The sequence below is a fragment of the Coprococcus sp. AF16-5 genome, assembly GCF_003479365.1.
Taxonomy (GTDB): Bacteria; Bacillota; Clostridia; order Lachnospirales; family Lachnospiraceae; genus Coprococcus; species Coprococcus aceti.
In genome coordinates, this window is sequence record NZ_QUGZ01000010.1 from 1 (window position 1) to 25,576 (window position 25,576).

General features: G+C 40.5%; 24 protein-coding genes and 2 pseudogenes. All 26 read left to right on the top strand.

Annotated elements, in window-relative coordinates; translation table 11 throughout:
• Positions 1-53: 53 nt before the first annotated feature.
• Positions 54-563: a sigma-70 family RNA polymerase sigma factor gene (locus tag DWW70_RS14080; RefSeq protein WP_105116765.1), complete on the top strand. Its 510-nt coding sequence runs from the start codon at positions 54-56 to the stop codon at positions 561-563.
• Positions 564-657: 94 nt separating this feature from the next.
• A complete protein-coding gene (locus DWW70_RS14085; RefSeq protein WP_000323895.1) occupies positions 658-1,083 on the top strand; it encodes a sigma-70 family RNA polymerase sigma factor in 426 nt (141 codons plus the stop codon).
• Between the two features lie 83 nt (positions 1,084-1,166).
• Positions 1,167-1,641: pseudogene (locus DWW70_RS14090) on the top strand (RNA polymerase sigma factor).
• Between the two features lie 154 nt (positions 1,642-1,795).
• Positions 1,796-2,828, top strand: a pseudogene (locus DWW70_RS14095) (AAA family ATPase).
• A 517-nt stretch (positions 2,829-3,345) separates the two neighbouring features.
• Positions 3,346-4,311 (top strand): MobV family relaxase, encoded by a 966-nt coding sequence (mobV, locus tag DWW70_RS14100; RefSeq protein ID WP_001820668.1) that lies wholly within the window; start codon positions 3,346-3,348, stop codon positions 4,309-4,311.
• 8 nt (positions 4,312-4,319) lie between these two features.
• Positions 4,320-5,174, top strand: a complete 855-nt coding sequence (locus tag DWW70_RS14105; RefSeq protein WP_000743700.1) for a ParB/RepB/Spo0J family partition protein — start codon at positions 4,320-4,322, stop codon at positions 5,172-5,174.
• Positions 5,175-5,219: 45 nt separating this feature from the next.
• Positions 5,220-5,450 (top strand): YdbC family protein, encoded by a 231-nt coding sequence (locus DWW70_RS14110; RefSeq protein ID WP_001206986.1) that lies wholly within the window; start codon positions 5,220-5,222, stop codon positions 5,448-5,450.
• Between the two features lie 71 nt (positions 5,451-5,521).
• Positions 5,522-5,713, top strand: a complete 192-nt coding sequence (locus tag DWW70_RS14115; protein WP_001820669.1) for a hypothetical protein — start codon at positions 5,522-5,524, stop codon at positions 5,711-5,713.
• A 54-nt stretch (positions 5,714-5,767) separates the two neighbouring features.
• Positions 5,768-7,624: a recombinase family protein gene (locus DWW70_RS14120; protein WP_001820670.1), complete on the top strand. Its 1,857-nt coding sequence runs from the start codon at positions 5,768-5,770 to the stop codon at positions 7,622-7,624.
• 70 nt (positions 7,625-7,694) lie between these two features.
• Positions 7,695-8,564 (top strand): helicase, encoded by an 870-nt coding sequence (locus DWW70_RS14125; RefSeq protein WP_118650102.1) that lies wholly within the window; start codon positions 7,695-7,697, stop codon positions 8,562-8,564.
• 78 nt (positions 8,565-8,642) lie between these two features.
• Positions 8,643-8,972, top strand: coding sequence for a DUF6664 family protein (locus tag DWW70_RS14130; RefSeq protein WP_243017734.1), 330 nt, complete (start codon positions 8,643-8,645; stop codon positions 8,970-8,972).
• A 107-nt stretch (positions 8,973-9,079) separates the two neighbouring features.
• Positions 9,080-9,532 (top strand): toll/interleukin-1 receptor domain-containing protein, encoded by a 453-nt coding sequence (locus tag DWW70_RS14135; protein WP_118650091.1) that lies wholly within the window; start codon positions 9,080-9,082, stop codon positions 9,530-9,532.
• Positions 9,533-9,669: 137 nt separating this feature from the next.
• Positions 9,670-10,416 carry an SIR2 family protein gene (locus tag DWW70_RS14140; protein ID WP_118650092.1) on the top strand — a complete coding sequence of 249 codons (747 nt, stop codon included), beginning with the start codon at positions 9,670-9,672 and terminating at the stop codon, positions 10,414-10,416.
• Between the two features lie 47 nt (positions 10,417-10,463).
• Positions 10,464-11,063 (top strand): hypothetical protein, encoded by a 600-nt coding sequence (locus DWW70_RS14145; RefSeq protein WP_118650093.1) that lies wholly within the window; start codon positions 10,464-10,466, stop codon positions 11,061-11,063.
• A 56-nt stretch (positions 11,064-11,119) separates the two neighbouring features.
• Positions 11,120-12,205 (top strand): hypothetical protein, encoded by a 1,086-nt coding sequence (locus DWW70_RS14150; RefSeq protein WP_118650094.1) that lies wholly within the window; start codon positions 11,120-11,122, stop codon positions 12,203-12,205.
• Between the two features lie 256 nt (positions 12,206-12,461).
• Entirely contained in the window at positions 12,462-13,313 is an 852-nt protein-coding gene (locus tag DWW70_RS14155) for a zinc chelation protein SecC (protein WP_243017735.1), read from the top strand.
• A gap of 77 nt (positions 13,314-13,390) precedes the next feature.
• Complete coding sequence (locus tag DWW70_RS14160; protein ID WP_118650095.1) at positions 13,391-14,374, top strand: DUF3991 and TOPRIM domain-containing protein; 984 nt, start codon at positions 13,391-13,393, stop codon at positions 14,372-14,374.
• Positions 14,375-14,548: 174 nt separating this feature from the next.
• Positions 14,549-14,743, top strand: coding sequence for a hypothetical protein (locus DWW70_RS14165; RefSeq protein WP_243017736.1), 195 nt, complete (start codon positions 14,549-14,551; stop codon positions 14,741-14,743).
• A gap of 91 nt (positions 14,744-14,834) precedes the next feature.
• Positions 14,835-14,963 carry a DUF3789 domain-containing protein gene (locus DWW70_RS14170; protein ID WP_118650096.1) on the top strand — a complete coding sequence of 43 codons (129 nt, stop codon included), beginning with the start codon at positions 14,835-14,837 and terminating at the stop codon, positions 14,961-14,963.
• Positions 14,964-15,473: 510 nt separating this feature from the next.
• Positions 15,474-15,731: a plasmid mobilization protein gene (locus DWW70_RS14175; protein ID WP_118650097.1), complete on the top strand. Its 258-nt coding sequence runs from the start codon at positions 15,474-15,476 to the stop codon at positions 15,729-15,731.
• A gap of 64 nt (positions 15,732-15,795) precedes the next feature.
• Positions 15,796-18,708 carry a type I restriction endonuclease subunit R gene (locus DWW70_RS14180; protein ID WP_118650098.1) on the top strand — a complete coding sequence of 971 codons (2,913 nt, stop codon included), beginning with the start codon at positions 15,796-15,798 and terminating at the stop codon, positions 18,706-18,708.
• 2 nt (positions 18,709-18,710) lie between these two features.
• Positions 18,711-20,288: a type I restriction-modification system subunit M gene (locus DWW70_RS14185; RefSeq protein WP_118650099.1), complete on the top strand. Its 1,578-nt coding sequence runs from the start codon at positions 18,711-18,713 to the stop codon at positions 20,286-20,288.
• Between the two features lie 16 nt (positions 20,289-20,304).
• Complete coding sequence (locus tag DWW70_RS14190; RefSeq protein ID WP_158576571.1) at positions 20,305-21,534, top strand: restriction endonuclease subunit S; 1,230 nt, start codon at positions 20,305-20,307, stop codon at positions 21,532-21,534.
• Between the two features lie 209 nt (positions 21,535-21,743).
• Positions 21,744-23,225: a hypothetical protein gene (locus DWW70_RS14195; protein WP_243017737.1), complete on the top strand. Its 1,482-nt coding sequence runs from the start codon at positions 21,744-21,746 to the stop codon at positions 23,223-23,225.
• 459 nt (positions 23,226-23,684) lie between these two features.
• Complete coding sequence (locus tag DWW70_RS15040) at positions 23,685-23,870, top strand: hypothetical protein (protein ID WP_199414464.1); 186 nt, start codon at positions 23,685-23,687, stop codon at positions 23,868-23,870.
• Between the two features lie 391 nt (positions 23,871-24,261).
• A complete protein-coding gene (locus DWW70_RS14210) occupies positions 24,262-25,308 on the top strand; it encodes a virulence RhuM family protein (protein ID WP_055224462.1) in 1,047 nt (348 codons plus the stop codon).
• Positions 25,309-25,576: the final 268 nt, after the last annotated feature.

A 25,576-nucleotide genomic window follows, 5' to 3' on the forward strand; every position in this document is an offset into this window, starting at 1 on the left:
ATGAAAGGAATGAATGATTATTAGCTTCTAAATAATCATACAAGGTATTTATGGTGAAATATGCACCAAGAAAGGTATATATCAGAGAAAGTGGCGGCTATGTGGAATTATCCTACACGGAGTTCTGCCGTTGCAGGGAATCCGACCAGACCTATATGGACAAGCTGTTTATCCCCATTCAAGGCTGTCTGCTTGAAGTCGTGAGGGAGCAATACACAGACTTCTACCGTGACAAGGAACGGTGGCGTTATCTGCAAAAATTAGATACAAAGAATAGACTGCTATCTCTCGACGGATTTACGGACAGCGAGGGGAATCCTCTGGACTTTATCACTGATGAAGCGGTGGACATTGCAGAAACCGTTGTCAATGCGGTCATGGTGGACAGGCTGAAAGCCGCCCTGCCTTTGCTGTCGGATAGTGAACAGGAGCTGATACAGGCAATCTTTTTTGACGGACTTTCCGAGCGTGAAGTCGGGGCGAGGTTGGGCATAACCCAGAGCGTTGTAAACAAACGCAAAGCCAGAATCCTAATAAAACTAAGAAAGATAATAGAAAATTAAAATTTAAGGCGTTCAGCCCCCTTGTTTTTTCCTTTGGGAAGATGAGGGGGCTTTTCTCTGCCCTCTCAATCAATTCTGATTGGAGGAAGTAAGAATGGCATACAACCACGGACGGGAGGACAGGAAATGGCGTATCTGGAAAGAAGCGGAGGAAAAGCTGCTGCGTGAGTGCGGCGTTGATGAAGCGACCATTGAGCAGATACGCATGGCGGACAGGGCAGACTTCAATTCCAACAGGCGGTTTTACCGATGGACGAATGACGTTGCGGAATATCTTGAGGACATGGCAGGCAGGGAGCGGCAGGCGGAAGTGGGTACGGTTGCGGAGTTACTGGAAGAGATTGAGAGCGAAAATCTCTATCAAGTATTAGTCACGGTGGACGGGCGTACCTTGAAAATCGTCCTGCTGAAAATGCAGGGGTATTCCACAAAGGAGATTGCCCCGCTTGTGCATTTGACGACTGGTGCCATCTATGCGAGGTTAGACCATCTGCGGAAGAAGCTGCGGAAAATTTTATAGCTTCTAAAACAGCCTGCCATCCTGCGGGCTACTGGGTGAGGGATGGAAATCCCCTCACTCATTTTTTGCAGGAGGACAACAGGATGGCATACAGGGTTAAGGCATACACGCTTCGGGAGGAATCCACGGAAAGCGGCACAAGGTATTTTATCAGCTTTAAGGACGGGCAGGGCAAATCCCACGAGTTGGAAGTGTCGGAACAGTTCTTTATGGAGTTTCGGCAGATGGAGCGCAGGAACAGGAATCTTTTCTAATGGGACGAGCGGCACAGGGAGTTTAACGAGGTATGGGACGAAACCCTTTACAGACGGGCGTTGCGTGTGCCTAAGAGCCTTGATGAACGCATGGTTGAGGAAGAACGGAATGAAACGCTCTATAAGGCGGTTGGGAGCCTTCCAGAGATACAAAGGCGGCGTTTCCTGCTCTACTACGAGTATGAGTTCAATTTTTACCAAATCGCCGCTATGGAGCATTGCACCGCTTCGGCAATACAGAAATCTGTTGCGATTGCAAAGGAGAAAGTAAAGGCGGAAATTGAAGAAATATCTCCAACCGTGACCGACACCGCCCGAAAAAGAAATCTGTTTTTTATTTGTGTGGGATTGGCGGCATTACATACTCTCACTTTTTTCCGTGGGAGTAAATCTATTTTTAAGGAGGTCAACGCCTATGTGCAACGAAAACAAAGACACCGCCCGAAAGGAGGAAAGCCATGCAGAAGTTACAGACAGTCAACGCCGAAACGCTCCTTTATGAACCGCTTGAGAAACCATCCTTTGTGGTGGACAGCCTTATCCCGACAGGCTTATCGCTGTTCTGCGGCTCACAGAAGATAGGCAAAAGCTGGCTCATGCTGAAGCTATGCTTATGCGTGTCGCAGGGAATCCCTTTATGGGATATGCCGACAATGGAGGGCGATGTGCTTTACCTCTGCCTTGAGGACACGTTCTGCCGCATACAGGACAGGTTATTTCGTTTGACGGACGAAGCAAGCGGGCGGCTCCACTTTGCCGTGGCAAGCTGCAAGCTGTCAGACGGTCTTATCGTGCAGCTTGAAGATTATCTGAAAGATTACCCAGACAGCAGGCTCATTGTCATTGATACCTTGCAGAAAGTCCGTACAGCTTCAAAAGACAATGCCTATGCAAGCGACTATGGGGACATCTCCCTCATCAAAGACTTTGCCGACAGGCACTCTCTGGCGGTCATTGTCGTACACCACATCCGAAAGCAGAATGACAGCGACGTGTTCAACAAGGTGTCTGGGACGACAGGATTAACGGGGAGTGCGGACGCTACCTTTGTTCTGGAAAAGGAGAAACGTGCGTCTGACACCGCCAAGCTGTATGTGACGGGCAGGGACACGCCTTATCAGGAATACACGCTGCGTTTCCGTGATTGCCGTTGGGAGCTTGTGGAGCGGAAAACGCAGGAGCAGCTTGCGAAAGAAACGATACCAGATGTCCTTTTTCGGTTGGTGGATTTTATGAGGGATAAGGAAGAATGGATAGGCACGGCAACGGAACTGTTAGCCGCTATGGGGGAAACGGAAACCATACCCACGGTGATTACGAAATGGCTGAATGAATACCGCACCACATTTTTAAGCGAGAACCGTATCTGCTACCAGTACAGCCGCAGGAAAGACGGCAGGCGGATTGCCCTTGCAAGGAGGGCGGGTGACAGCGGTGATGGTGGTGACAGCGATATTAGGATACCCCCCTGTTACTGTCATTGACGCTTAAAGCCATGTAAAGCTGGCGGCTCTGCCCTGCGGGTGACAGCAGTGACGGTGGTGACAGTGATTTTAGGATACCCTGCCGCTGTCATCCCTACGGGAGAACACCCCGTAAACGCAAAATGCAGGCGTGAGATTTACTCGCCCTTTTCGGTCGTGTAAAACCACCCCTGCGGTCAGAAAAATCATTCCGATTTTTCCGACTGCGTTTACAGGGTGTAACACACTACACTTTGCCCTGCAAAGTCGTGTGCCAGACGTTCCCTCTGGACTCCCTTAAGGCAGGGCTGTGCCCTGCTATCCTACGCCTTACGGCTTCGGATAAAAGAATGGCGGCATGACGGTGACGGCTCTTGCGAGGGGGGTATCCCAAAAACACCGTCATCATCGACATGACCGTCATGCAGGGGGTGAGGGTGACAGTTGCGGCAGTCGGCAGGGGGTATCCCAAAACTGCTGTCACCACCGTCACCGCTGTCACCCCAAAGGACGGTCACCCGCCGAAAGAAAGGAGGAATCCGCCTATGCCTTATGCAATCCTGCGTTTCCAGAAACGAAAAGCGGGCGGCGTTGCGGCTTGTGAACGCCACAACGAGCGGAAGAAAGAAGCCTACAAAAGCAACCCAGATATAGATATGGAACGCTCTAAAAACAATTACCATCTCATAGCACCACCAAAGTACACCTACAAGAAAGAGATTAACCGCATGGTAGCCGAAGCGGGGTGCAGGACAAGGAAAGACAGCGTGATGATGGTGGAAACGCTCATCACAGCTTCACCAGAATTTATGAACCAGTTACCGCCCGAAGAACAAAAAGCGTATTTCCAGACGGCTCTTGACTTCATTTCGGAGCGTGTTGGAAAGCAGAATATCCTCTCCGCTGTCGTCCATATGGACGAGAGAACGCCCCATATGCACCTCTGCTTTGTGCCGATTACGCCAGACAATAAGCTGTCAGCGAAAGCTATCTTAGGCAACCAGAAATCATTATCCGAGTGGCAGACCGCCTACCATGAGCGGATGTCCTCACGGTGGAATCAGCTTGAACGGGGGCAGTCCTCAATGGAAACCAAGCGGAAACACGTCCCCACATGGCTCTATAAATTAGGCGGCAGGCTTGATAAACAGTATGAAGAAATCGTGTCTGCCCTATCCGACATCAACGCCTTTAACGCAGGGAAGAAAAGGGATAAAGCGTTAGATTTACTCTCTGCATGGCTGCCAGACGTGGAGAAATTCTCTAAGGAAATCGGGAAACAGCAGGCGTATATCGACAGTTTGAAAGAGAGAATTGGGCAGGAATCAGACTATGCGGGGCGTATGCGTGATGAAAAGTACGAGCAGGAACTAAAGGTGCAGAAAGCGAATCAGAAGATATTTGAATTGCAGAGAACCAACGAGCAGATGGGGCGGCTGCTGTCAAAAATACCGCCCGAAGTGTTGGAAGAATTGCAGAAAAATCATAGAAGCAGAGCGAAAGAAAGGTAGATATGTGAATGAAGAAACAGGATTTTAAGGTGTTAAAGACCAAAGACTTGTACCCGTTCCCCGACAATCCGTTTCATGTGGCAGAAGATGAAACACTGTCAGAGTTAGCGGAAAGCATCAAGGAATTTGGCATTGTCACGCCGATAATCACACGCCCGAAAGAGGACGGGGACGGTTATGAAGTGATTGCAGGACAGCGGCGTGTCCGTGCTTCTGAACTTGCAGGGATAAATACCGTGCCTGCGTTTGTCCTGCCCTTAGACCGTGACCGAGCCATCATCACCCTTGTAGACAGCAATTTGCAGCGTGAGAATATCCTGCCATCGGAGCGGGCGTTTGCTTACAAGATGAAATCCGAAGCCATGAAGCGGCAGGGTTTCCGCACAGACTTAACCTCGTCACAAGTTGTGACGAAGTTGCGGACGGACGACAAGGTGGCACAGGGCTTCGGCGTGGGCAGGATGACCGTGCAGCGTTTTATCCGCCTGACGGAACTGATACCGCCGATTTTGCAGATGGTGGACGAGGGGAAAATCGCCCTCACGCCTGCGGTGGAACTGTCCTTCTTGAAGAAAGACGAGCAGGAAAACCTCTTTGCCACGATGGAGAGCGAAGAAGCAACGCCCTCACTCTCACAGGCACAGCGGATGAAACAGTTAAGCCAGAGCGGGCGGCTTGACATGGATACGATATTTGCGATTATGACGGAGGAAAAGGGCAACCAGAAAGAAACCTTGAAAATCAACACAAGCAAGCTGAAAAAATACTTTCCGAAGAACACAACGCCGAAGCAGATGGAGGAAACCATCATCAAACTTTTGGAGCGTGAGTTGCAGAGGAAACGCAACCGTGACAGCCGCTAATCTTCTTTTTTCGGGAAGTAAATACAGAGAGTTGAGGTATGGAGAATGAGAGAAATCCAGTATGAAATCGTAAAGGAAATCGCAGTATTGTCTACGGGCGACAGTGGCTACACAAAGGAAATCAATCTCATTTCATGGAATGGGAAAGAGCCGAAGTATGACATCCGCAGCTTTTCCCCGAACCGTGAAAAGTGCGGCAAGGGAATCACGCTGAACGCTGATGAAGCGGCGGCACTCCTTAAAGCATTACAGAAAGAATTAAACAGCGAGGATTAATGGTATCTGATTGGCAGGGCGGGGACATTTCCAAACTCTTCCCTGCCCTGTCTGGAAAGGAAGATTTAAGTATGGGCGAGGATAAGAAAGCAGATAAAAAGAGAAAGCGTATCGTGCCAAAAGCACCAGTGCAGATGATAATCAGCCGTGAATATGTCGGCACACAGACCGTTACAGAAGCGTTTGTCCCGATTATCTCCGAGGATATTCGGAAGAAGATTGCCGAGGGCGACACCTTCGACAATGAGGGGCTGTCCGCTTAGAATGTACGCAATGGGACATGAAAACAGATAGGACAGATACGGAGGTTTTACAGTATGGCAGGAATCAAAGAAGAAAAGAAAATCTATTTAGTCGGCATTTATTGCCGCTTATCTAAAGACGATGGTACGGATAACGAGAGTGCGAGCATTGCGACACAGAAATCCATCCTCACGGATTATGTGAAAAAGCAGGGATGGCACATAGCAAAAACGTATGTGGACGATGGTTATTCTGGTACAAATTTCCAAAGACCAAGTTTCCAGAATATGATAAAAGACATTGAAAGCGGTCTGATAAACTGCGTGATTACGAAAGATTTATCCCGTCTGGGGAGAAACTATCTTGATTGTGGGTTATATCTGGAAGTTTTCTTCCCAGAGCATAACGTGAGGTATATAGCGGTCAATGACGGCGTAGATACCTTGAATAAATCTGCTATGGACATCACGCCTTTCCGCAACATTTTAAACGAAATGTATGCCGCTGACATATCTGTTAAGATAAAATCGGCATATCGGGCGAGGTTTCAACAGGGGAAATTCATGGGAACTACCGCCCCTTATGGCTATATCAAAGACCCTGCCGACCACAACCATCTGCTGATAGATGATAAAGTGGCACATGTTGTAAAAGAGATATTCGACCTTGCATTAAAAGGGAATGGAGTTGCCAAAATTTGCAGACATCTTAATAAACAGCATATCCTACGCCCTGCCGCTTATGCGGCGGAGCGTGGCGAAACAGGCTTTGAACGTCATTTTGAGGGGAACGAGGACAAACGCTATATTTGGAGTGGGAACAGCGTGAGGAGCATTTTAAGAAGCCCGATATATGCGGGAAATCTTGTAGGCTACAAACGGATTGCCGCCAATATGAAAAGCAAGAAACGCCCCTCTAAGCTGCCCGAAGAATGGGAAGTGATACCCAATACCCATGAGGGAATAGTCACGCAGGAGGAATTTGATATTGTCCAACAGCTTATTACAAGTCGTAGGCTTCCACAGAACAAGGGAGGATTTGTAAATATTTTTGCAGGCGTTATCAAGTGTGTGGACTGCGGATGTGCTCTGCGGGCAATGAACGTACACAGGAGGAAACGCCCAGAGATTATCGACTGTGTACAGTATTCATGTAATAATTATGCAAGAAACGGAAGAAGCGAGTGTAGTGCCCACAATATAGAAGCAAGGGATTTATTCAATGCCGTTCTTGCCGACATCAACTGTTTTGCGGATATGGCAGTGAATGATGAAAAGGCGGTCAGGGCCATAGAAAAGCGGCTCACGGAAACAGACCAGAGCAGGGCGAAAGCATTAGAGAAAGAACGTAAGAAGCTGAACAAACGCCTTGCGGAACTGGACAGGCTGTTTTCCTCTCTCTACGAGGATAAGGTCATGGAGCGTATTACCGAGCGGAATTTTGAGATGATGTCGGGGAAATACCAGAAAGAGCAGCTTGAAATTGAAGCAAGGCTGAAAGAGGTGACGGAAACTCTTAATGAAAGCTACGAGAAATCACGGGGAATCCGTGACTTCCTCGCCCTTATCCGAAATTATCAAGGCTTAAAAGAACTGGATGCAACAGTTATAAACGCACTCATAGACAAGATACTTGTTTCGGAGCGTGAGAAGATGGCAGACGGAACAGTGAAGCAGGAAATCAAGATTTACTATAAATTCATCGGCTTTGTCGATGAATTACATATCATACCTACAAAACGGTGGGCAGCAATGCCCGCTAAAAATTGTACGGTGTGCGGCGTTGAATATGTCCCGGGCTCTGGTGCATCAAGGTATTGTCCTGCTTGTGCCAAGAAGATACGGAGGGAGAAATCAAACGAGAGCAAACGCAGGAGCAGAGAACAGAAAAGGATAGCATGTATGAACTGTCCGCAAAAAATGACCGACTGACCTTGAACAAAGGCAGGGGCGTATTGAACGGCAGGGCAATATGTTCCCAGAGGTGGAGGTTTACCGCTATGTGACCGAGCAGACTTTTGATGCTTACCTCTATCAGTTGGTGGAGAGCAAACAGAAATTTATCAGCCAGATAATGACGAGCAAAAGCCCTGTCCGCTCTGCCGAAGATGTGGACGAGGTTGCCCTGTCCTTTGCGGAGGTTAAAATGCTTGCCACAGGCGATGCCCGTTTTAAGGAAAAGATGGATTTGGATATACAGGTTTCCAAGCTCCGAGTGTTAAAGCAGAGTTATCTTTCCGAGCATTACGACCTTGAGGACAGAGTGCTGAAATACTATCCCCAGACCATTAAAGAGTATGAGGAACGCATTGCAGGATATGAAAACGATGCGGCTCTTGCCGAGCAGCACAAGCCGCAGGGCGGGGATAAGTTCTGCCCGATGACCCTAAAAGGTGTGACCTACACCGAAAAGGCAGCCGCAGGCGAAATGCTCCTTGCAATCTGTAAGGAATATCCGCTGTCTGCACCTACCGAAATCGGCAGTTACCGAGGTTTCAGAATGGAGATTTATTATGATACAGTCAATGCCCATTACTGCCTAAACCTTTGCGGTAAGGCAAAGCATAAGGTTGAATCGGGTACGGATGCACTCGGTAATCTGACCCGAATTGAGAACGAAATTGCAAAGCTCCCTGTAAAATTGGAAGTGGCAAAGACCAAACGGGCGGAAACAATCGAACAGCTCCGCAACGCAAAGGTTGAGGTTGAAAAGCCTTTTGCCTTTGAAGATGAGCTGAGAGAAAAATCGGAAAGGCTGAACGCTCTTAACATCGAGCTTAATCTAAATGAGAAAGACCGTTCCGTTATGGATACCGAGCCAGACCAGAGCGAGGAACTTCCCGAAAGAAAATGTGCAAATCGTGAGAGATAATGCTGTTTGCATATTTGTAAAGCCTAATTCTGGGCAGTATAATAGATGCAACAAGTTATGATATCGGAGGTGAACGATGTGCTTGATAACTTCAAATTTGAAACCTTTGTCGATATGCACAGCAATATTTTCGAGGAGTATCTAAGCTCTGTTATAGCCAAACTGCGTGAAACAAATCCCGAATACCGTTTCATAGAAGAAAAGATTGATAGCCTTTACAGGCAGTATCCGAAAGTTATGGCGGTGTTCGATGCGGAAAAAGCGAGCGATTTATCCGAGCAGGAATGTACGGCTCTGGTAGAAATTCTGGGGCTTCGGAATAAACTCTGCGATATGCAGCAGGAAGCAATCTATTTCAGAGGGTGCTATGACAGCTTGGGCTACCTCAGAAAAGCAGGAATTTTATAACAGTAATCAGCGGCAGTGGCGTAGAGCTGATGCCGCTTTTACATAGTTGGTAGAAAATTGAAAAGTTCACAAAAAAATGATATTATAAATATATAGAGGTGATACAAATGAAAATTTTTATTAGTCATTCTAGCAAGGATGAAGATATCTATACAAATCTTGCTGATAGTTTGCGCAAACAAGGACATACAGTTTTCAATGCAATTGATATAAACATAGGAGAAAATTGGATTGAAAAAATAAAAAATGCATTGTATGAATCGGATATTTTTATTGCTATTATTACTGAAAACTTTTTAAGTTCATCATGGGCACAAGCTGAATTGAGTTCAGTTGTATTAGGCACAAACAATATTCGGCTACTTCCTGTTGTGGTAGGTGATGTATTTGTCCCCAGTTTCATAGCTCAATTTCAATATAGGAAAGTTAAAACCGAAGAAGAAATTATTTCAGCAGTATTAACGGATATTGCAAAATTAAGCAATATCGAAGATAACCCATCGCTTTTTCAAAAAAAGGGAATCGCTCAGGTGGAAGAAAATAATTTAGAAGAAAAATAGATTTATTAAAAGCAGCACTAATTGATAATCAACTGACCTTAGTATGTGGTGCAGGTGTATCAAGGGATTCATCCATACCTACTTGGAATGAACTCTTAGTTAATATCCTTAATGAGGTCTATTCAAATGACCATGATTTGAATACAGAAAATAAAGTTACAGCGGAATCTTTGCTTTCGCTTATGCCACAATCAAATTTAATTCTGGGAAAATATTTAAAAATAATATTAAAGGATGATTTCAACAAAACTGTTCAAAAGCATCTTTATTTATATTACAATCAATTCTATGAATTTGAACCTATTAACCCTAATTTGGAAACAAATATGATGAAAGCAATAGTTGAGCTTTCTCGTCCAAAAAGAAGGGGGAAACGATTAGAATCAATAATTACTTTTAATTTTGATGATTTGATAGAGGGAGCTTTGTCAAATCATAACATTGAACATATCTCAATATGGAAAGAAGGTCAAGCATATGGGATAGATGCTTTACCAATTTTCCATGTACATGGTTTTTTGCCAAATAAGAGAGATATTATAAAACCTAATCTAGTTTTCAGTGAGGAAGCATACCATTCTCAGTTTATTGCCCCATATAGTTGGTCAAATTTAATACAGTTAAATACATTTTCTACAAATGTATGCTTATTTGTTGGGTTAAGTTTATCTGATCCAAACTTAAGAAGATTACTGGATATTTCATGGAGAAGAAATCAGAGATGTAAGCATTATATTATTATGAAAAAATCACCCCAGAAAAGCAGAACTGACGAAATTGCTACGATGCTTTTTGAGCAGGATGCAAATTCACTAGGGTTAAATGTAATTTGGTGTTCTGATTATTCAGACATACCAAGTATATTGTTGAAAATCGCAAAGTGATGGTAATTTTAGAATACAAAATCTATTTTGAACTTGGAGGAGATTAAATGTCTAATGAATTATTTAATAAATTTTCTGCTATCGGAATAGGCTTGACTTTTTTAGCATCAATAGCAGCAGTAATTGTTTCAATAATATCGTTAAGATATTCAAATAAAGTTGCGAAACGTTCAGGATACTTAGGCACGATTACTGCTAGTCGTGACAAATGGTCGAATTCTTTAAGAGAAAGTTCTTCTTTATATTTTACTCAGATTGCACGAATATGTAGTGGACAAGAGGATAATTTAGAGGAAATCTATAATGAATTAACACGATATCATTTTGCAATAGTATTGTTGTTATTTGAGCAAGATGAAGAAATCCATAATAATATGAGTGTAGTTCGGAGCAAGGCTTTTGAAATTGTTGACCAAAGTAACATAATAAATCAACAATACAAGAAGCTGAAAGAGTCTCCTAATGCCACAGAAACATATATAGAAAGCCAAGAGGTGGTTGTAAAAGCACGACAGAAAATGTATGACTTGAGATGCTCAATTTTAAATGATTATCAAGGGAGAATATTTAACGGAATAAGAAATTTACTTGAACGTGAATGGAGAAAGCAACAATATGAGGCAACAGATATGTGGAAAGAAAAATAGGACTCATTGAAAGCCGATGCTGATTGCATTGGTTACATTGAAGGAAGGGACAAAATATGCCAAATTATCGTCTTTTAAATTATAATCAAGGTGATACTGTTGCAACAGGATTATATCACCCTAAAACAACTGCTATTTTATTTGATAAGATATGGATACCGAGTGATTTTAGACATTCTCAATATGGACGTACATTGGAATATGATAAAATTCCATTGAGCGTTTGTGTCATCGAAGAAATTGAAGAAAGTATAAGAAGTTTTAATGAAGTAGGATTCATACGGAAGGCTCTTCTTGAAGGAAAGAAAATCAAAGAAATAAACTTCAAAGATGCTGAAATCGATGGCTTAAGGATTATGCCATATGTTGGTCAGAATCGCCCATTTTATACGGTTGAAGAAGATGTTTTAGGACTTGAGTTTCTATTTAGTGGTTCAAGAAATGTAGGGCTAAAACAGGTTGTTAATAGTTTTAAACGTATTTATGGCATAGAAATCGTACCGGTTTACCTTGGACATACAGCGTTTGAAGAGAGTCTTTTGGTTCATGACGAAGAAATGGCACAATTTCAATTGCAACGATATAAACATAATTCAGGAATTAATGCAGTTTTTCAGTTTGACCTATTTCCTATTCCTAATCTATCTGAATTTGAAAAGCAGACGACACATAGTGCATACGAGGTGTGTTTATCTAATATGCCTGTAATTGTTGAAGAGCGATTAAAATGGAAACAAGTGTTGGAGATGAGAAAAGATGCTGAATCAATGAAAAAAATACATCGTTTTAGAAGATGGGTGGATTTGGAATTGGATGGTAAATCTAAAAATGAGATAATCCAATCTCTTGAAAAGGCTATTGATGATTACAAATATGCACTTAAAAAACATGGCGTTATGACGGCGATTGGTGGGTTGACTACGGTATTGTCAGCATCTTCGACGGTTATTGAAGCTTTTTCGGGAGACTTCTCGGCTCAGATGTCAGCAGGACTTGCTATTTCGGGCGGTTTGATTACATATACGGCAACTCAGCTAAATGATTATTTTGAAAAAAAACGCGAACCAATCGCTTTGATTTATGATTTAGAGAAGAGTAGTATGACTATTATGGAAAGGCTAAAAAATAAATTGAAGCAATAATAGTACAAAAATGAATCTTGGTATTCAATATATTAAAACATGTATTGACCGATAAAAATTAATAATTATGTGTTAGAATTATAAAAATATGCAAGATATCTTATGGGAGTAACAGTATGAATCGTGTTAGTGTATTTATAAGTTGGTCGGGTGAGCTTAGCAGACAATATGCTGAATTGTTGAGCAGATGGTTGCCACGAGTAATACAGGCCGTTGACCCTTTCTTTTCGCCTGGCGACATAGGTAAAGGTTCATTTTGGTTTGGAGAAATAACAAAAAAATTGAGCGAATGATTGACCGAGTTGGGGTCAATCATGCAACAACAGCTACTTGCTTTTGCGATATTCACGATGATGAAGTATTTGCTCCTATAGAGAAAGGAGCCCCTGCTTTCGATAAAGATAGTGATGAGCATAAGTATATATACGCATATAAGGCTTTTATATTTGAATATTATAAGAAACTTGTGGAACAGAAAGTATCAAGAGAAAACATTACAAATACGCCATCTTTGCTAAAAACACCACAATATATACAGTACTATAGGGCTATATCAATAACTCTGGAAGAAATGAATGAGGTTAAGAGATTTTTCGATAAAGGTATTGTAAACAAGGATTATAGTGGTTTAGAGACTTGTGTAATCGAAATTCCAGAACGCATAAATTTCGCTACTTACTCTTGCATTGCTATTGATTTTGACTTGACTGGGAAGAAAATACGGCATACAAAAAGAGGTTTTATTAGTAGACTTTTCATTACTATTTTTCCAGAAGAAACAAAATCTTATATTCTTTTGAGTTGTTTGAGGGAAGATATTAAAGTGTATAAAAAGTTTTTTCAGCAACTTCAGACAACTAACTTAGAAAAGGTAAAGTATTATTTTGATTTAATACTACCTCTATACACCGAAAACAATGTTTTGAGTCCTCGCTTATGGGAAAATTGGAGCGAAGAACAGCAGATGGGATATACATTTTTTGCTAATAGAAAAGGAACACAGTTTTTACTTTATAAGCAAATTTTAAAGTTTGGTATTTATAATTTACGAAAAAAAGATAACGGTTTTGAAAAAGGAAAAAGAGGAAAATTAGATTTATTTGAATAACAAGTTTACATAGCCGAGTGGTTTTCATTACACGAAAATCACTCGGCTATTTCTATTTCTGGAGGTGGTTTTATTGAATGAGAATTAGCAGACCCTATGTGCAGCTTGACCCTGCTGTTATTGAACAGGCAAGACAGATGGACTTGCTCTCTTATCTCAGAGCTTATGAGCCAAGTAATCTGGTGCGTGTGGGCGGTAATGTTTACTGTACCAGAGAACACGACAGCTTAAAGATTTCTAACGGCAAATGGTATTGGTGGTCGAGAGGTATCGGCGGTGTTTCCGCCCTCGATTATCTTATCAAGGTCAAGGACTATGGCTTTGTGGAAGCAGTCGAAGCCCTCACGGGCGTATCAGCGGAATGGATACCGCCGCCTAAAATGCCTAAGAAAGACGAGCCGAAAGTCCTGCTCCTGCCACCGAAGAACAAGGACTGTAATCGAGTGATGCAGTACCTTTTCGGGCGTGGCATTGACTATCAGCTCATACAGGATTGTGTTGCAGACGGTACGATTTATGAAAGTGCCGACTACCACAACGCCGTTTTTATTGGCAAGGATAAAAGCGGAACGCCTAAGTATGCCGCCCTGCGTAGTACACTCGGAAGCACCTTTAAGCAGGATGCATCTGGGAGTGACAAACGGTATTCGTTCCGATTGCTGACAAAAGAGCCAACAGATACCGTGCATCTGTTTGAAGCAGCCATTGATTTACTGTCCTATGCGACCTACCTTAAATGTGAGGGCAAGGACTATGGAAAAGAAAATCTGCTTTCCCTGTCGGGTGTGTATCAGCCCAAAAAGGAGTTAAGTGAGAGCAAAGTTCCTATTGCTTTATCCACTTATCTCAAAGAAAATCCACAAATAAAGACCGTTGTTCTGCATCTGGATAACGACAAAACAGGTCGGTTATGCACCGCCGCTTTGAAAGAACTATTGCAGAATAAATATGAAATCGTTGATGCCCCGCCGCCTGTCGGTAAGGACTTCAACGATTTTTTATTATCTTATCTGGGGATTTCAAGAGCAAATCCTGCCCGTGAAAGGGGTGATGTCCGTTGATTGTGTAACGCTTTTTTGCTCCGAGAACAACCAAAACCAAATCAATTTTTATTACTGAAAGCGAGGAATTAACCATTGAAAAAGTATGATGTAACCCTTACCGCCCATTACTAAAAGACCATTTCCGTCTATGCGGAAAACCCCGAACAGGCAAAGGAAAAGACCGAAATTATCTTGTTCGATACCGACATTATCGACTTTACCGATGATGATTTTGTCTGCGGCGAAGCCGATATTACCGAGCAGAGCGAGGACGGTCTTGACGGTGCGGGCGAGAATACACTACAGGAAAATGAGGATTGTTCGGACTGTCCGTACTTCTGCCCCGTGTGCGGTGAGTGTATGTATGAGGAGGACTGCGAAGAATGAGATGTCTTACCAAGCACTGAATTTGGTTAGCCAAATTCGCTTGTTAGGGGTCAGCCCCTAATACCCCGTGAGAACAGAAAGGAGTTCAAGAATGAGTGAGTTCTTATTTTTCATTATCGGCACAATGCTCGGCGGTCTGTTCGGCATTGCGTGTATGTGCTGCTTGCAGATAAACAGACTTTCCGAGAGAAGATTGAAAGTGAAGAGCAGAGAAAATTGATCCAAATGAATATTGATGAGCATCAAGTGGCTGTTTTTACGAAAGAAAAGAAATTTTTGAGACGCGATTATCAAGAAAAATAATAGGAAAATTTCATAGGTAAATGGTAAAATACTCGTGGGCATCTAGCACCATCCCCCAAGTGGAAGGCTTTAAATTTATTTTACACTCTTGCATAAATCGGGAAGCGTATCTGACCACGGAAGCTGATTATTTATATATGATTCAACAGGTTCATCCTAGTGAATCAGTATTTTGTTAAGTGCATGTTTAAAGTACTCATACGGCTTTAGCTTATATAATCCTGTAGCTCATGGAAATTGAAAATCATTAACATTCCAATACGTGAGTACCTTGTGTGATAAAGTTAGTGTACTTGTAGCTTTTTCAGTTGAAAAGAGGGGAATAGAAGTAAAAAAATGATTGTAAGATAGATATTCTATATCTATAATGTAGATATAGAATATCTATTTTTATGTAGGAATACAGGAAGTAAGGAGAAGATTGAATATGCCGAGAAAAAAAGATATGACAAGTATTTTGTACAGTTTTGAAAGTGATAAAGAAAAAGAATGTGATGCGGCTGTGATAGTAGCAGAGAAAACACCGAATAAATCTGATGGTGAAGATACAAGAGCAACGGCACTTGTATCCATGACTGCTGCAGAGAAAGAACGTCTAACAAGCAAAGCAAAACAGCATGGTTTGAGTCTGTCTGCATTTTTTAGATTAGCTGCTGATGAATATATGAACACTCATAATTGGTGATTTTTATCCGTATATGGATAGATAGAATGTTTAAACAGATACGAAGGAAGGAGCATACCAAGGTATGGTGCATATTTCTGAATATGAAGTTGAAGATGTTTTCATAGACCGTTTGGAAGGTATCGGATACAAATTCATAAAATTAGATAACTATGATGATGTGCTTGCCAATTTCCGTGAACAGCTTGCAAAGTTTAATGCAAAGAAGCTGGCAGAAAAAGGACATGATGCATCATTTTCAGATGCTGAGTTCAACCGCATTATGATTCATGTAGATAATCATTCTGTGTATGAATCAGCAAAGATTCTTCGTGATAAATATGTGTTACAGCTGGATAATGGAGAATCAGTGTATATTGATTTCTTCTCCGGTGATATAGATAGAAATATCTATCAAGTAACACATCAGGTAACAATGGATAAGGCACACAAAGATGATGTGGTGTATAAGAATCGTTATGATGTGACTGTTCTTATCAACGGATTACCGCTTGTACAGATTGAATTGAAACGCCCCGGTGTGGAAATTAACGAAGCAATCAACCAGATTAACAGATACAGAAAGTTTTCTTTCAAAGGTATCTTCAGATATTTGCAGTTGTTTGTAGTAAGCAATTCTGTACAGACGAAGTATTTCTGTAACGAAAATGAGATGATGGATGGTCAGTACAACCCAATCCTGAAATCTCTTGTATTTTTCTGGACAGATGAAAAGAATAAACGTATTAATGACTTGAATACATTTACAGGTGAATTTTTTCGCAAATCAGCTATTACAGAGATGATGGACAAATACATGGTCGTTAAGACTGCGGAGCCTGTACTGATGGTCATGAGACCATACCAGATTTATGCTGTAAAGGCTGCAAAGAAGCGTGTACTGGAAGTAAATCAGAATGGTTATGTATTTGCATGTACAGGTTCAGGAAAGACACTGACATCATTTAAGCTGGCACAGCTTTTGCGAGATGAGTCAATGGTAGATTTGGTCGTATTCTTGATTGACAGAAAAGACCTCGATGACCAGACCGTTGATGAATATAACAGTTTTGAAAAAGACTGTGTAGATAATACGGACAGCACCGCTGTACTTATCAATATGCTGAAATCGTCTGAGAAAAAGATGATTGTTACAACGATTCAGAAGATGGCAAATGCTGTTAAGAATCAGAAGTACTCGGCTGTAATGGATGCATACAGGGATAAAAAGGTTGTATTTATCATTGATGAGTGTCATCGTTCCCAGTTCGGAAAGATGCATGGTCAGATTGAAAAGCATTTTGAAAGAGCAAATTATATCGGATTCACTGGAACACCGATTTTTGAGAGAAACAAGGGGGCGGATGGGCGTACTACAGCGGATATATTTTATGCAGGAGATAAGTTGGATTCATGTTTGCATAAATACATGATTAAGGATGCAATTGCAGACGGTAACGTGCTTAGGTTCTCAGTAGAATATCAGCGTACCATCTTTGCAAGGAATCTTGATGTAAAGGGGATCGATCCAGAACAGCTGGATGACCCGGAATACTGCAAGCGTCATAAAATCGACATGGAACCACTATACCATGATGACGCTCGTATTGCGAATATTGCACAGCATATTTTTGAGCATCATGAACAGCATGTACATCCACAGGGCAAGGATATTTATACAGCACTGTTCGCAGTGGATAAGATTCAGATCCTTGGAAAGTATTATGATGAGTTCAAGAAGTTGAATTATGCAGCACCGGATGATAAGAAGCTGAAAGTGGCTGCAATCTTTTCCTATCAGGCAAATGAAGATATGGATGATGGTGCAGACGAACATTCACAGGAACTTCTTGACCGTTGTATGCAGGATTACAATGCTTTATATAATACAGCATTTACGATTGATACATTTGATGCGTACAGGAAAGATATTGCAAAGAGATTGAAACAGAAGGATTTACCGCAGGTGGATATTCTCCTGGTAGTCAATATGTTCCTGACCGGGTTTGATGCAAAGGTATTGAATACCTTGTATCTGGACAAGAATCTTATCTGGCACTCACTTGTACAGGCGTATAGCCGTACAAACCGTGTAGATAAGGTGACAAAGCAGTTTGGGCAGATTGTAACATATAGAAATATCAAGCAGTGGCAGGATGATGCACTGACACTGTTCTCTGGGGACGGAGATCCGAATGAATATCTGTTAGAAAACTATGAGTATTATTTGAAGCAGTGGGCAAATCAGGAGTCTGTACTACGAAAGATTACAGCGGATGTGGATGCAGCTGGTCAGCTCAAGTCAGAAGATGAAATCCGTATGTTCATCATTGCGTTCCGTTCAATGGTAAAGACCCTTGCCACTTTGAAGACATTTTCTAAGTTTGACTGGGCTAACCTTGCAGATGTGATGGATGAGAATGAGTACGAAGGATTCAAGAGCTGGTATCTGTATTACAAAGACCAGATACACAATCCGAATCCGAAAGTACCAGTACCAGTAGATGTTGATTTCGATATAGAACTTGTCCGTACTGATCGTATTAATGTCGTGTATATCCTGAATCTGCTGAAAAATGCGAATACTCATGACAAGACAGAGGAAGAAAAACAACAGGATGTTGATTTGATTTTGCGTGAGATTGAACGATCTGACAATGAATCCTTACGATTGAAGAAAGAGGTCATGAGACAGTTTATTTTGAGTAGATTCTATGATTTGCCAGAGGATGTGGACGTGATGGAAGCATTTACACAATTTGAGAAAGAACAGATGAAAGCTGACATAGAAGCGTTTGCATTTGATAACAAGATTGATTACATGATTGTATCAGAACTGTTTACACAATATGTGTTCCACAGTACGATTTCAGATGATGATATTCGTGAGAGATTGGCAGTATATAAGATGGGGCTTTTGAAAATGACGAAGTTGACAAAATCGGTGAAGACATTTGTGACAGATACATATAACAAATACAAGGCAGAGGGAGAATAATTATGGCAGATACAAATACATATCAGGCACAGGCAAATGAGCTTTCTCAAAAACTTTGGGCTATTGCCAACGAATTACGAGGACAGATGGATGCCAGCGAGTTCAAGAATTATATTCTTGGAGTAATTTTCTATCGTTATCTGTCAGAACGTACAGAAATGTACATGGCAGAAATCCTTGAAAATGATGGAGTAACATACGAAGAAGCATTTGCAGATGATGATTATAGACCTGTTGTAGAAGACTGGTCTTTATCAAAGCTGGGATATGTCATTAAGCCGGAAAATTTGTTCCGTAATCTCATTCGCAAAATTACAAAATTTGAGAATGATGCTGATAAGTTCAGCGTGGAAGATTTTGAAAAAGCAATCAATGATCTTGTAGGTTCTACAATGGGACATGAATCTAACAAAGCGTTTGATGGATTGTTCAATGATATGCGTTTACAGGATGCACGTCTTGGAGAGACAGTGGCAGACCGTACAGATATGATTGGTCGTGTCATGGTCAAGGTTTCAGACATTGACTTTGATCTACAGGATTCTCAGTTTGATGTACTGGGTACAGCATATATGATTCTGATTGGCCTGTTTGCTTCAGATGCTGGAAAGAAGGGTGGAGAGTTCTTTACACCTGCTGGACCGAGTAGACTTTGCGCTACACTTGCATCTCTTGGACTGGACGAAGCAAAAACCGTTGGTGACTGTACTTGTGGTTCTGCATCAATGCTGCTGGAAATTCAGAAGCATTTGACCACACATAAAGTTGGACATTTCTATGGACAGGAACTGAACGCTACGACATACAACTTATCAAGAATGAACATGATTATGCATGGTGTAGACTGGCAGAATTTCGATATTTACAAAGGGGATACGCTGAAAGATGATAAATATGGTGATGATTTGAAACTGACTGTACAGGTCTGCAATCCACCGTATAGCTTGAAGTGGTCAGCCGATAAGAAATTTGAAGATGACCCACGATATAGTGGAGCTGGAAAGTTGGCACCGAAGTCTGCGGCTGATTTAGCTTTTGTAGAACATATGATTTATCATATGGATGATTCAGATGGGCGTGTAGCAGTATTGTTGCCACATGGCGTATTGTTCCGTGGTGGTGCAGAAGAAGCAATTAGAAAATATATCATCAAAGACCTGAACCGTCTGGATGCTGTTATCGGATTGCCTGCAAACTTGTTTCATGGGACAGGAATCCCAGTGTGTGTACTAGTATTGAAAAGCAATAGAAATGGCAATTCTGGAAATATTCTGTTCATTGATGCCTCGAAAGAGTTTAAGGCTGGGAAGAATCAGAATGTTTTGGAACAGAAACACATTGATAAGATTGTATATGCGTATGCAAAGCGTGTAGATGTAGATAAGTTTGCTCATGTAGCAGATATGAGTGAGATTATTGGGAACGGATACAATCTGAACATTCCTAGATATGTTGATACATTCGAGGGAGAAGAACCAGTTGATTTAGGTGCTGTAAAAGCTCAGATTAAGACACTAAATTCTGAAACAAAAGCTGCGATTGATAAAGCTGAAAGTTTTATGAGACAGCTTGGACTGTAAAGGCAGGTGAATGAATATGAATGAACCTAAATTGAGATTCAAAGCCGATGATGGAAGTCAGTTCCCAGATTGGGAAGAAAAGAAATTGTCAGATATTTTTGTAGAACGAAGGGAAATGCAATGTATTGATGATGAGTATAAACTATTATCATTTACAATAGAGCAGGGAGTAATCAATCCAGAAGATAAGAAGACAAATAAAAGAGATTTTCTTATGAAAGATAAGGCTAGAAAAAAGTTTCTTCGTACAGAATATAATGATATTATTTATAATCCTGCAAATTTAAAATACGGTGCTATTAACAGAAATAAATTAGGTAAAGGTCTTCTTTCTCCAATATATGCTATTTTTTATACGGAACAAAACGCTGTATTTATGGAATCTGTTGTAAGGAATCCTGATTTTATTAAGCGGTCACTTAAATATTTGGAAGGTACTGTAATAAAACTTATGACCTTAAAACCTAGGGACTTTTTGCGAATGAAGTCGTATATTCCTTGTCTTGAGGAACAACAGAAAATTGCAGAGTTCTTATCAACGGTTGATACAGTGATTGAGAAGCAAAAGAAAATTGTATTGGCATGGGAAGAACGTAAAAAAGGTGTGATGCAGAAACTGTTCAGTCAGGAAGTAAGATTTAGAGCAGATGATGGAAGTGATTTCCCTGAGTGGGAAAATGTAACAGTATTAGATTTATTAGTACAGCCAATTACCGATGGTCCACATGAGACACCTGTTTTAGAAGAAAACGGTGTTTCGTTTGTGTCAGTAGAATCAATTGATAATGGGCGGGTTAATTTAACAAAAAGACGTGGTTTTATAAGCAAAGAGTATGATGATGTTTGCGCAAAAAAATATAAACCGCAGTTATATGATGTTTACATGGTAAAATCTGGTGCAACAACAGGGAAAGTAGCAATCGTTACAATAACTGATGATTTTAATATTTGGTCGCCATTGGCTGCAATGCGTACATCGAGTAAGACAGAAGCATTCTTTTTATATTATCAATTACAATCCGATATGATTCAAAATCAAGTTTGGACAAAATTAAGTTTAGGGAATCAACCCAATCTTGGTATGAGAGCATTAGAATTATTTTCTGCTGTTCGTCCTTGCTTTGTAGAGCAACAAAAAATCGTAGACTGTCTTTCATCATTGGATGAAGTAATCGAGAAGCAGGAAGCAACATTAACTTCGTGGGAAGAATTGAAAAAAGGTCTGTTACAGCAGATGTTTGTATAAGAATAACTGAATAAATTAGTTAGTAGTGGAATTGTGTTGGATGAACCTCATAATGCAAGGGGCAGGTGTAGGTGAACCAGTAGAAGTTTGTCACATACATCATTCTTTTATAACTAACGTAGAGTGGTATAAGCAAATGAAATTTTATATGAGCATTTGTCAAAACATTAAATAATCCTATGAATAAGTACGATAAAGGCGGAAGTGATATGAAAAATTTTATTAGCTTTATTAAGAAATATTCAACAAGAGATTTTATATATTTATTTTCAAATAAATCTATAGAAATTTTAAAAAAACAATTGAGATATAATGAGAAAGACATGAATTGTTGTATGAAATTTCCGCTAAACATAATAAAGTCTGGGTTTATACATAAACAGGTAAATGTGATGCTATCTGCATGGGATATTCAGGATATGGCATATTTATCAATTAGAAATTCAAATGACTATAGGCATGATGATTTATTATCTCAAGACATGGGTATGATTGTGAATCTGTATAGAGGATATGAAAATGAACATTCGAAGAGTGAATTTCTAAAAAATGCGGATTCAGCCGATATATTCAAAATTATGATGGGTATGACATATGAGCAATTTAAGTATCAGAATCTTGCATGGACAATTCAGAACTTTTGTAGAAATTATCACATATTGATTGGGTCTCCAAATATAAACAGAGAAAAAATTATAGATATCAATCAAATAACAGATGAATTATTTGGATTGAACGTTGATGAGTTATTAGCGGTTGAAATGATGATACTATGGTTATGTAGTCAAAATCCTAGCCCGTTGACCGCATCAGAAAAACTATATAATAGATCTGAAACAGGTGTTATAACAAAAGAAGCGATAGAAAAAGTTGTAGGATACTATAGTGTTACATATAAAGATGTAAGGAATTCGCCGATAGGTAAGCAGATATTTTACAGTAAACCTTTTGTAAAAACAGATAAGACTCAAGAAAATATAATGGTAAGTTTTTATTTGTTGGCAATGACTTTTGCTGACGGACTTTATTGGCTGATGAGAGATTATTATAGAAATAATAATTGGGGACAGAAATTTATAAATGCATTTGGAGAAATGTTTGAAGATTATTTTGAGGAGTTAGCAGATACTTATTTGGATGAAAAACAATGGTTTAAGATTCCAGTACAAAACAAAAAAAGTGCAGATTATTATGTTGAATTTGATAATGCAATTCTATTATTTGAATTAAAATCGGGATTGCTTGGAATAGGTGCTAAACAGCAAGTGCCGGATATTCAACAGATTGATACTTTCTACAAAAGAAATATTTTAGAGGCATATGAGCAGTTAAAAAATTCTGAGGAAGAGTTTCAAGGAGAAAAGCAAATACTTAAAATTTTCTTGTTGTATGAAAGTGCAACAAATATGCAAATTATAATGGCGTCTATACCTGATATATTTATTAATGATAAAGGATGCTATATTATGACAATTGAGGATTTAGAAATGTTATTAGCAACATATCGGAATGACAGGGAGAAATTCAACAAGGTAATATATACGTTGCTTAATAATGAAAATTCTGAAGGAAGATGTGAAAGTGTGCTGAAGGTGTTGGGCGACTACGATGCAATTGGAGATATGCATTTTATAGGAGAAAGAGATTATTATACAAACATACTTGAACGTTTTAAAAACTGTTTTCGATAAGTCGGATTGTAAATTTTTGTGTTAATAAATTATGTGGAAAAGATACTCCGAGAATGACGTTTGGTAAAATGGTTTAACATGGTGGGATAAAGTAAAATATAATAATACATCTTTTGTTTACGTTTGAATGTATTGACAACACCCTATAGTGGATATAAAAAGGCATGTAGTCTTATTTAGCATTACAAGGATAATGAAGAGTGCCAACACTGTTGACATAATTATGATGGATGAACTATCTTAGAATTGTTTCCGCATGTACTATAATTAAGATGTCTTTAAAGATGAAGTCACAAGGGGGTAGGTGCATCTAGTACCGTGTTAATGTGCGCCTGATACTTTGAACTTGCAGAAAATACTTGGTCACTCCCAAATTGACACTACCATGCAGTACGCAATGGTGAATCAGGGTAATGTAAAAATGTCACATCAAAAGTATATGATTCAGAAAGGAATTCTATGACTGATTTTGATAAACAAATGGAAATGGTGTTATATCATTCAGATGAAGGTGATGTATCAGTTGATGCATATATAGCGGATGAAAGCATTTGGGTATCTCAGAAAGGTATGTCTGAGATATTTGGGGTGGATAAGTCCGGAATAAGCAGACATTTGAAAAAATATTTGAAACAGGTAAATTAGATGAAAAAGTGGTTGTTGCAAAAATTGCAACAACCACGAGGCATGGAGCAATAGAAGGAAAGCGGACGTTGGATTATAGTTGATGAGAATAAGAAGAAAGATTACTAATGAGACCAAGTGGACAGAAAAACCGAAGTCCTAAACTACCTGAAACAATACCCCAAGATGGCGAAATGGATGAATATATGCATTTGCTGTGGCTCAATGGGTTATAACCCGGATATGCCAGACAAGATTACTTCGAGAGATGGCAATGGGGAATATAATACTGTATTTTCAAGAAACATAAAGAAGTATTTTTCTCCACTGAGAGTAAATGACATGGGGATGTGCGCCATTTGTCAGAAATATTGGAGAAATAAATAAGTATTTGCAAAAGGAGACCTCTTATTTGAAAAAGAAAAAGGATGAAATAACCATCCGTTCCAGTGCAGCAGAATATTTAACCTATGTTGCCTCTATCGGTGGTCAGCAGGACAGTATTGAGATGCGCTATGAGGATGAGAATATATGGCTGACACAGAAGATGATGGCCACATTGTATGATGTGGATGTTCGTACAATCAATGAGCATATTAAGAAGATTTATTCCGACTCAGAGCTTGAGGAAGATTCAACTATCCGGAATTTCCGGATAGTTCAAACGGAAGGTTCCCGTCAGGTGACTCGTGATACAAAGCATTATAATCTTCAAATGATTATTGCGGTCGGATTCAAGGTTAATAATGAGCGAGCGGTGCAGTTCCGCAAGTGGGCCAATGGTATCGTGAAAGACTACACTATTAAAGGCTGGGTCATGGATGACGAACGTCTGAAAAATGGTGGCTCTGTGCTTACAGTAGAATACTTTGACCGCCTGCTTGAGCAGATTCGTGAGATCCGTCTCTCTGAGCGGAGATTTTATCAGAAAATAACGGACATCTATGCTACAGCTCTTGATTATGACCGAACAGCAAAAACAACAAAGCAGTTCTTTGCAAAGGTTCAAAACAAGATGCATTATGCAGTTCACGGACATACAGCAGCAGAGTTGATTTATGAGCGGGCTGATGCAGATAAGCCACACATGGGATTAACTACTTGGGCAGCAGCGCCGGAAGGCAAGATTGTAAAAAGTGATGTGAGTGTTGCGAAGAATTATCTTTCAGAGAAGGAAATGCGTTCATTAGAGCGTATTGTATCTGCTTATCTGGATTTGGCAGAGGATCGGGCGGAACGTCATATTCCAATGACGATGGAGGATTGGGCAAAGCGTTTGGATTTATTCTTGATGGCCGACGACAGAGATGTTCTTCAGGATGCAGGCAAAATCACTGCTGAGATTGCCAAGGCAAAAGCTGAAACTGAATTTGAAAAATATCGTGTTATTCAGGATAGGCTGTTCATGTCTGATTTTGATAAGTACATGTTGGAATTGGAAGAGAATGCGAAGAAGTAGCATGAAACCAGTGATGATGTGGATGGGTTCGGATGAGTAACTTCCAGACACAAATCGGTAATTCATAGAGTGCTGTCTTTTCATGTGAAGACCGTCTGCTTGCTAAGCAAGAAACCTTGAGTTTATGCGGTATTTAGGTGGTTCTGACGGATAATGTGTACGCGAATAGTTGTACCCATTGTTGTGAAATGAGTTCGTAGTTGGAGAAAATAGAATTATATGAGACCAGCTATGAAAAGTCAACCATAGATTAGCTGGAAATTATTAA

Bases quoted from the DNA above. Each gene is read 5' to 3' on its own strand.
- DWW70_RS14085 (WP_000323895.1), top strand. From the start codon at position 658: ATGGCATACAACCACGGACGGGAGGACAGGAAATGGCGTATCTGGAAA.
- mobV (WP_001820668.1), top strand. From the start codon at position 3,346: ATGCCTTATGCAATCCTGCGTTTCCAGAAACGAAAAGCGGGCGGCGTT.
- DWW70_RS14105 (WP_000743700.1), top strand. From the start codon at position 4,320: ATGAAGAAACAGGATTTTAAGGTGTTAAAGACCAAAGACTTGTACCCG.
- DWW70_RS14110 (WP_001206986.1), top strand. From the start codon at position 5,220: ATGAGAGAAATCCAGTATGAAATCGTAAAGGAAATCGCAGTATTGTCT.
- DWW70_RS14115 (WP_001820669.1), top strand. From the start codon at position 5,522: ATGGGCGAGGATAAGAAAGCAGATAAAAAGAGAAAGCGTATCGTGCCA.
- DWW70_RS14120 (WP_001820670.1), top strand. From the start codon at position 5,768: ATGGCAGGAATCAAAGAAGAAAAGAAAATCTATTTAGTCGGCATTTAT.
- DWW70_RS14135 (WP_118650091.1), top strand. From the start codon at position 9,080: ATGAAAATTTTTATTAGTCATTCTAGCAAGGATGAAGATATCTATACA.
- DWW70_RS14145 (WP_118650093.1), top strand. From the start codon at position 10,464: ATGTCTAATGAATTATTTAATAAATTTTCTGCTATCGGAATAGGCTTG.
- DWW70_RS14150 (WP_118650094.1), top strand. From the start codon at position 11,120: ATGCCAAATTATCGTCTTTTAAATTATAATCAAGGTGATACTGTTGCA.
- DWW70_RS14160 (WP_118650095.1), top strand. From the start codon at position 13,391: ATGAGAATTAGCAGACCCTATGTGCAGCTTGACCCTGCTGTTATTGAA.
- DWW70_RS14170 (WP_118650096.1), top strand. From the start codon at position 14,835: ATGAGTGAGTTCTTATTTTTCATTATCGGCACAATGCTCGGCGGTCTG.
- DWW70_RS14175 (WP_118650097.1), top strand. From the start codon at position 15,474: ATGCCGAGAAAAAAAGATATGACAAGTATTTTGTACAGTTTTGAAAGT.
- DWW70_RS14180 (WP_118650098.1), top strand. From the start codon at position 15,796: ATGGTGCATATTTCTGAATATGAAGTTGAAGATGTTTTCATAGACCGT.
- DWW70_RS14185 (WP_118650099.1), top strand. From the start codon at position 18,711: ATGGCAGATACAAATACATATCAGGCACAGGCAAATGAGCTTTCTCAA.
- DWW70_RS14190 (WP_158576571.1), top strand. From the start codon at position 20,305: ATGAATGAACCTAAATTGAGATTCAAAGCCGATGATGGAAGTCAGTTC.
- DWW70_RS14195 (WP_243017737.1), top strand. From the start codon at position 21,744: ATGAAAAATTTTATTAGCTTTATTAAGAAATATTCAACAAGAGATTTT.
- DWW70_RS15040 (WP_199414464.1), top strand. From the start codon at position 23,685: ATGACTGATTTTGATAAACAAATGGAAATGGTGTTATATCATTCAGAT.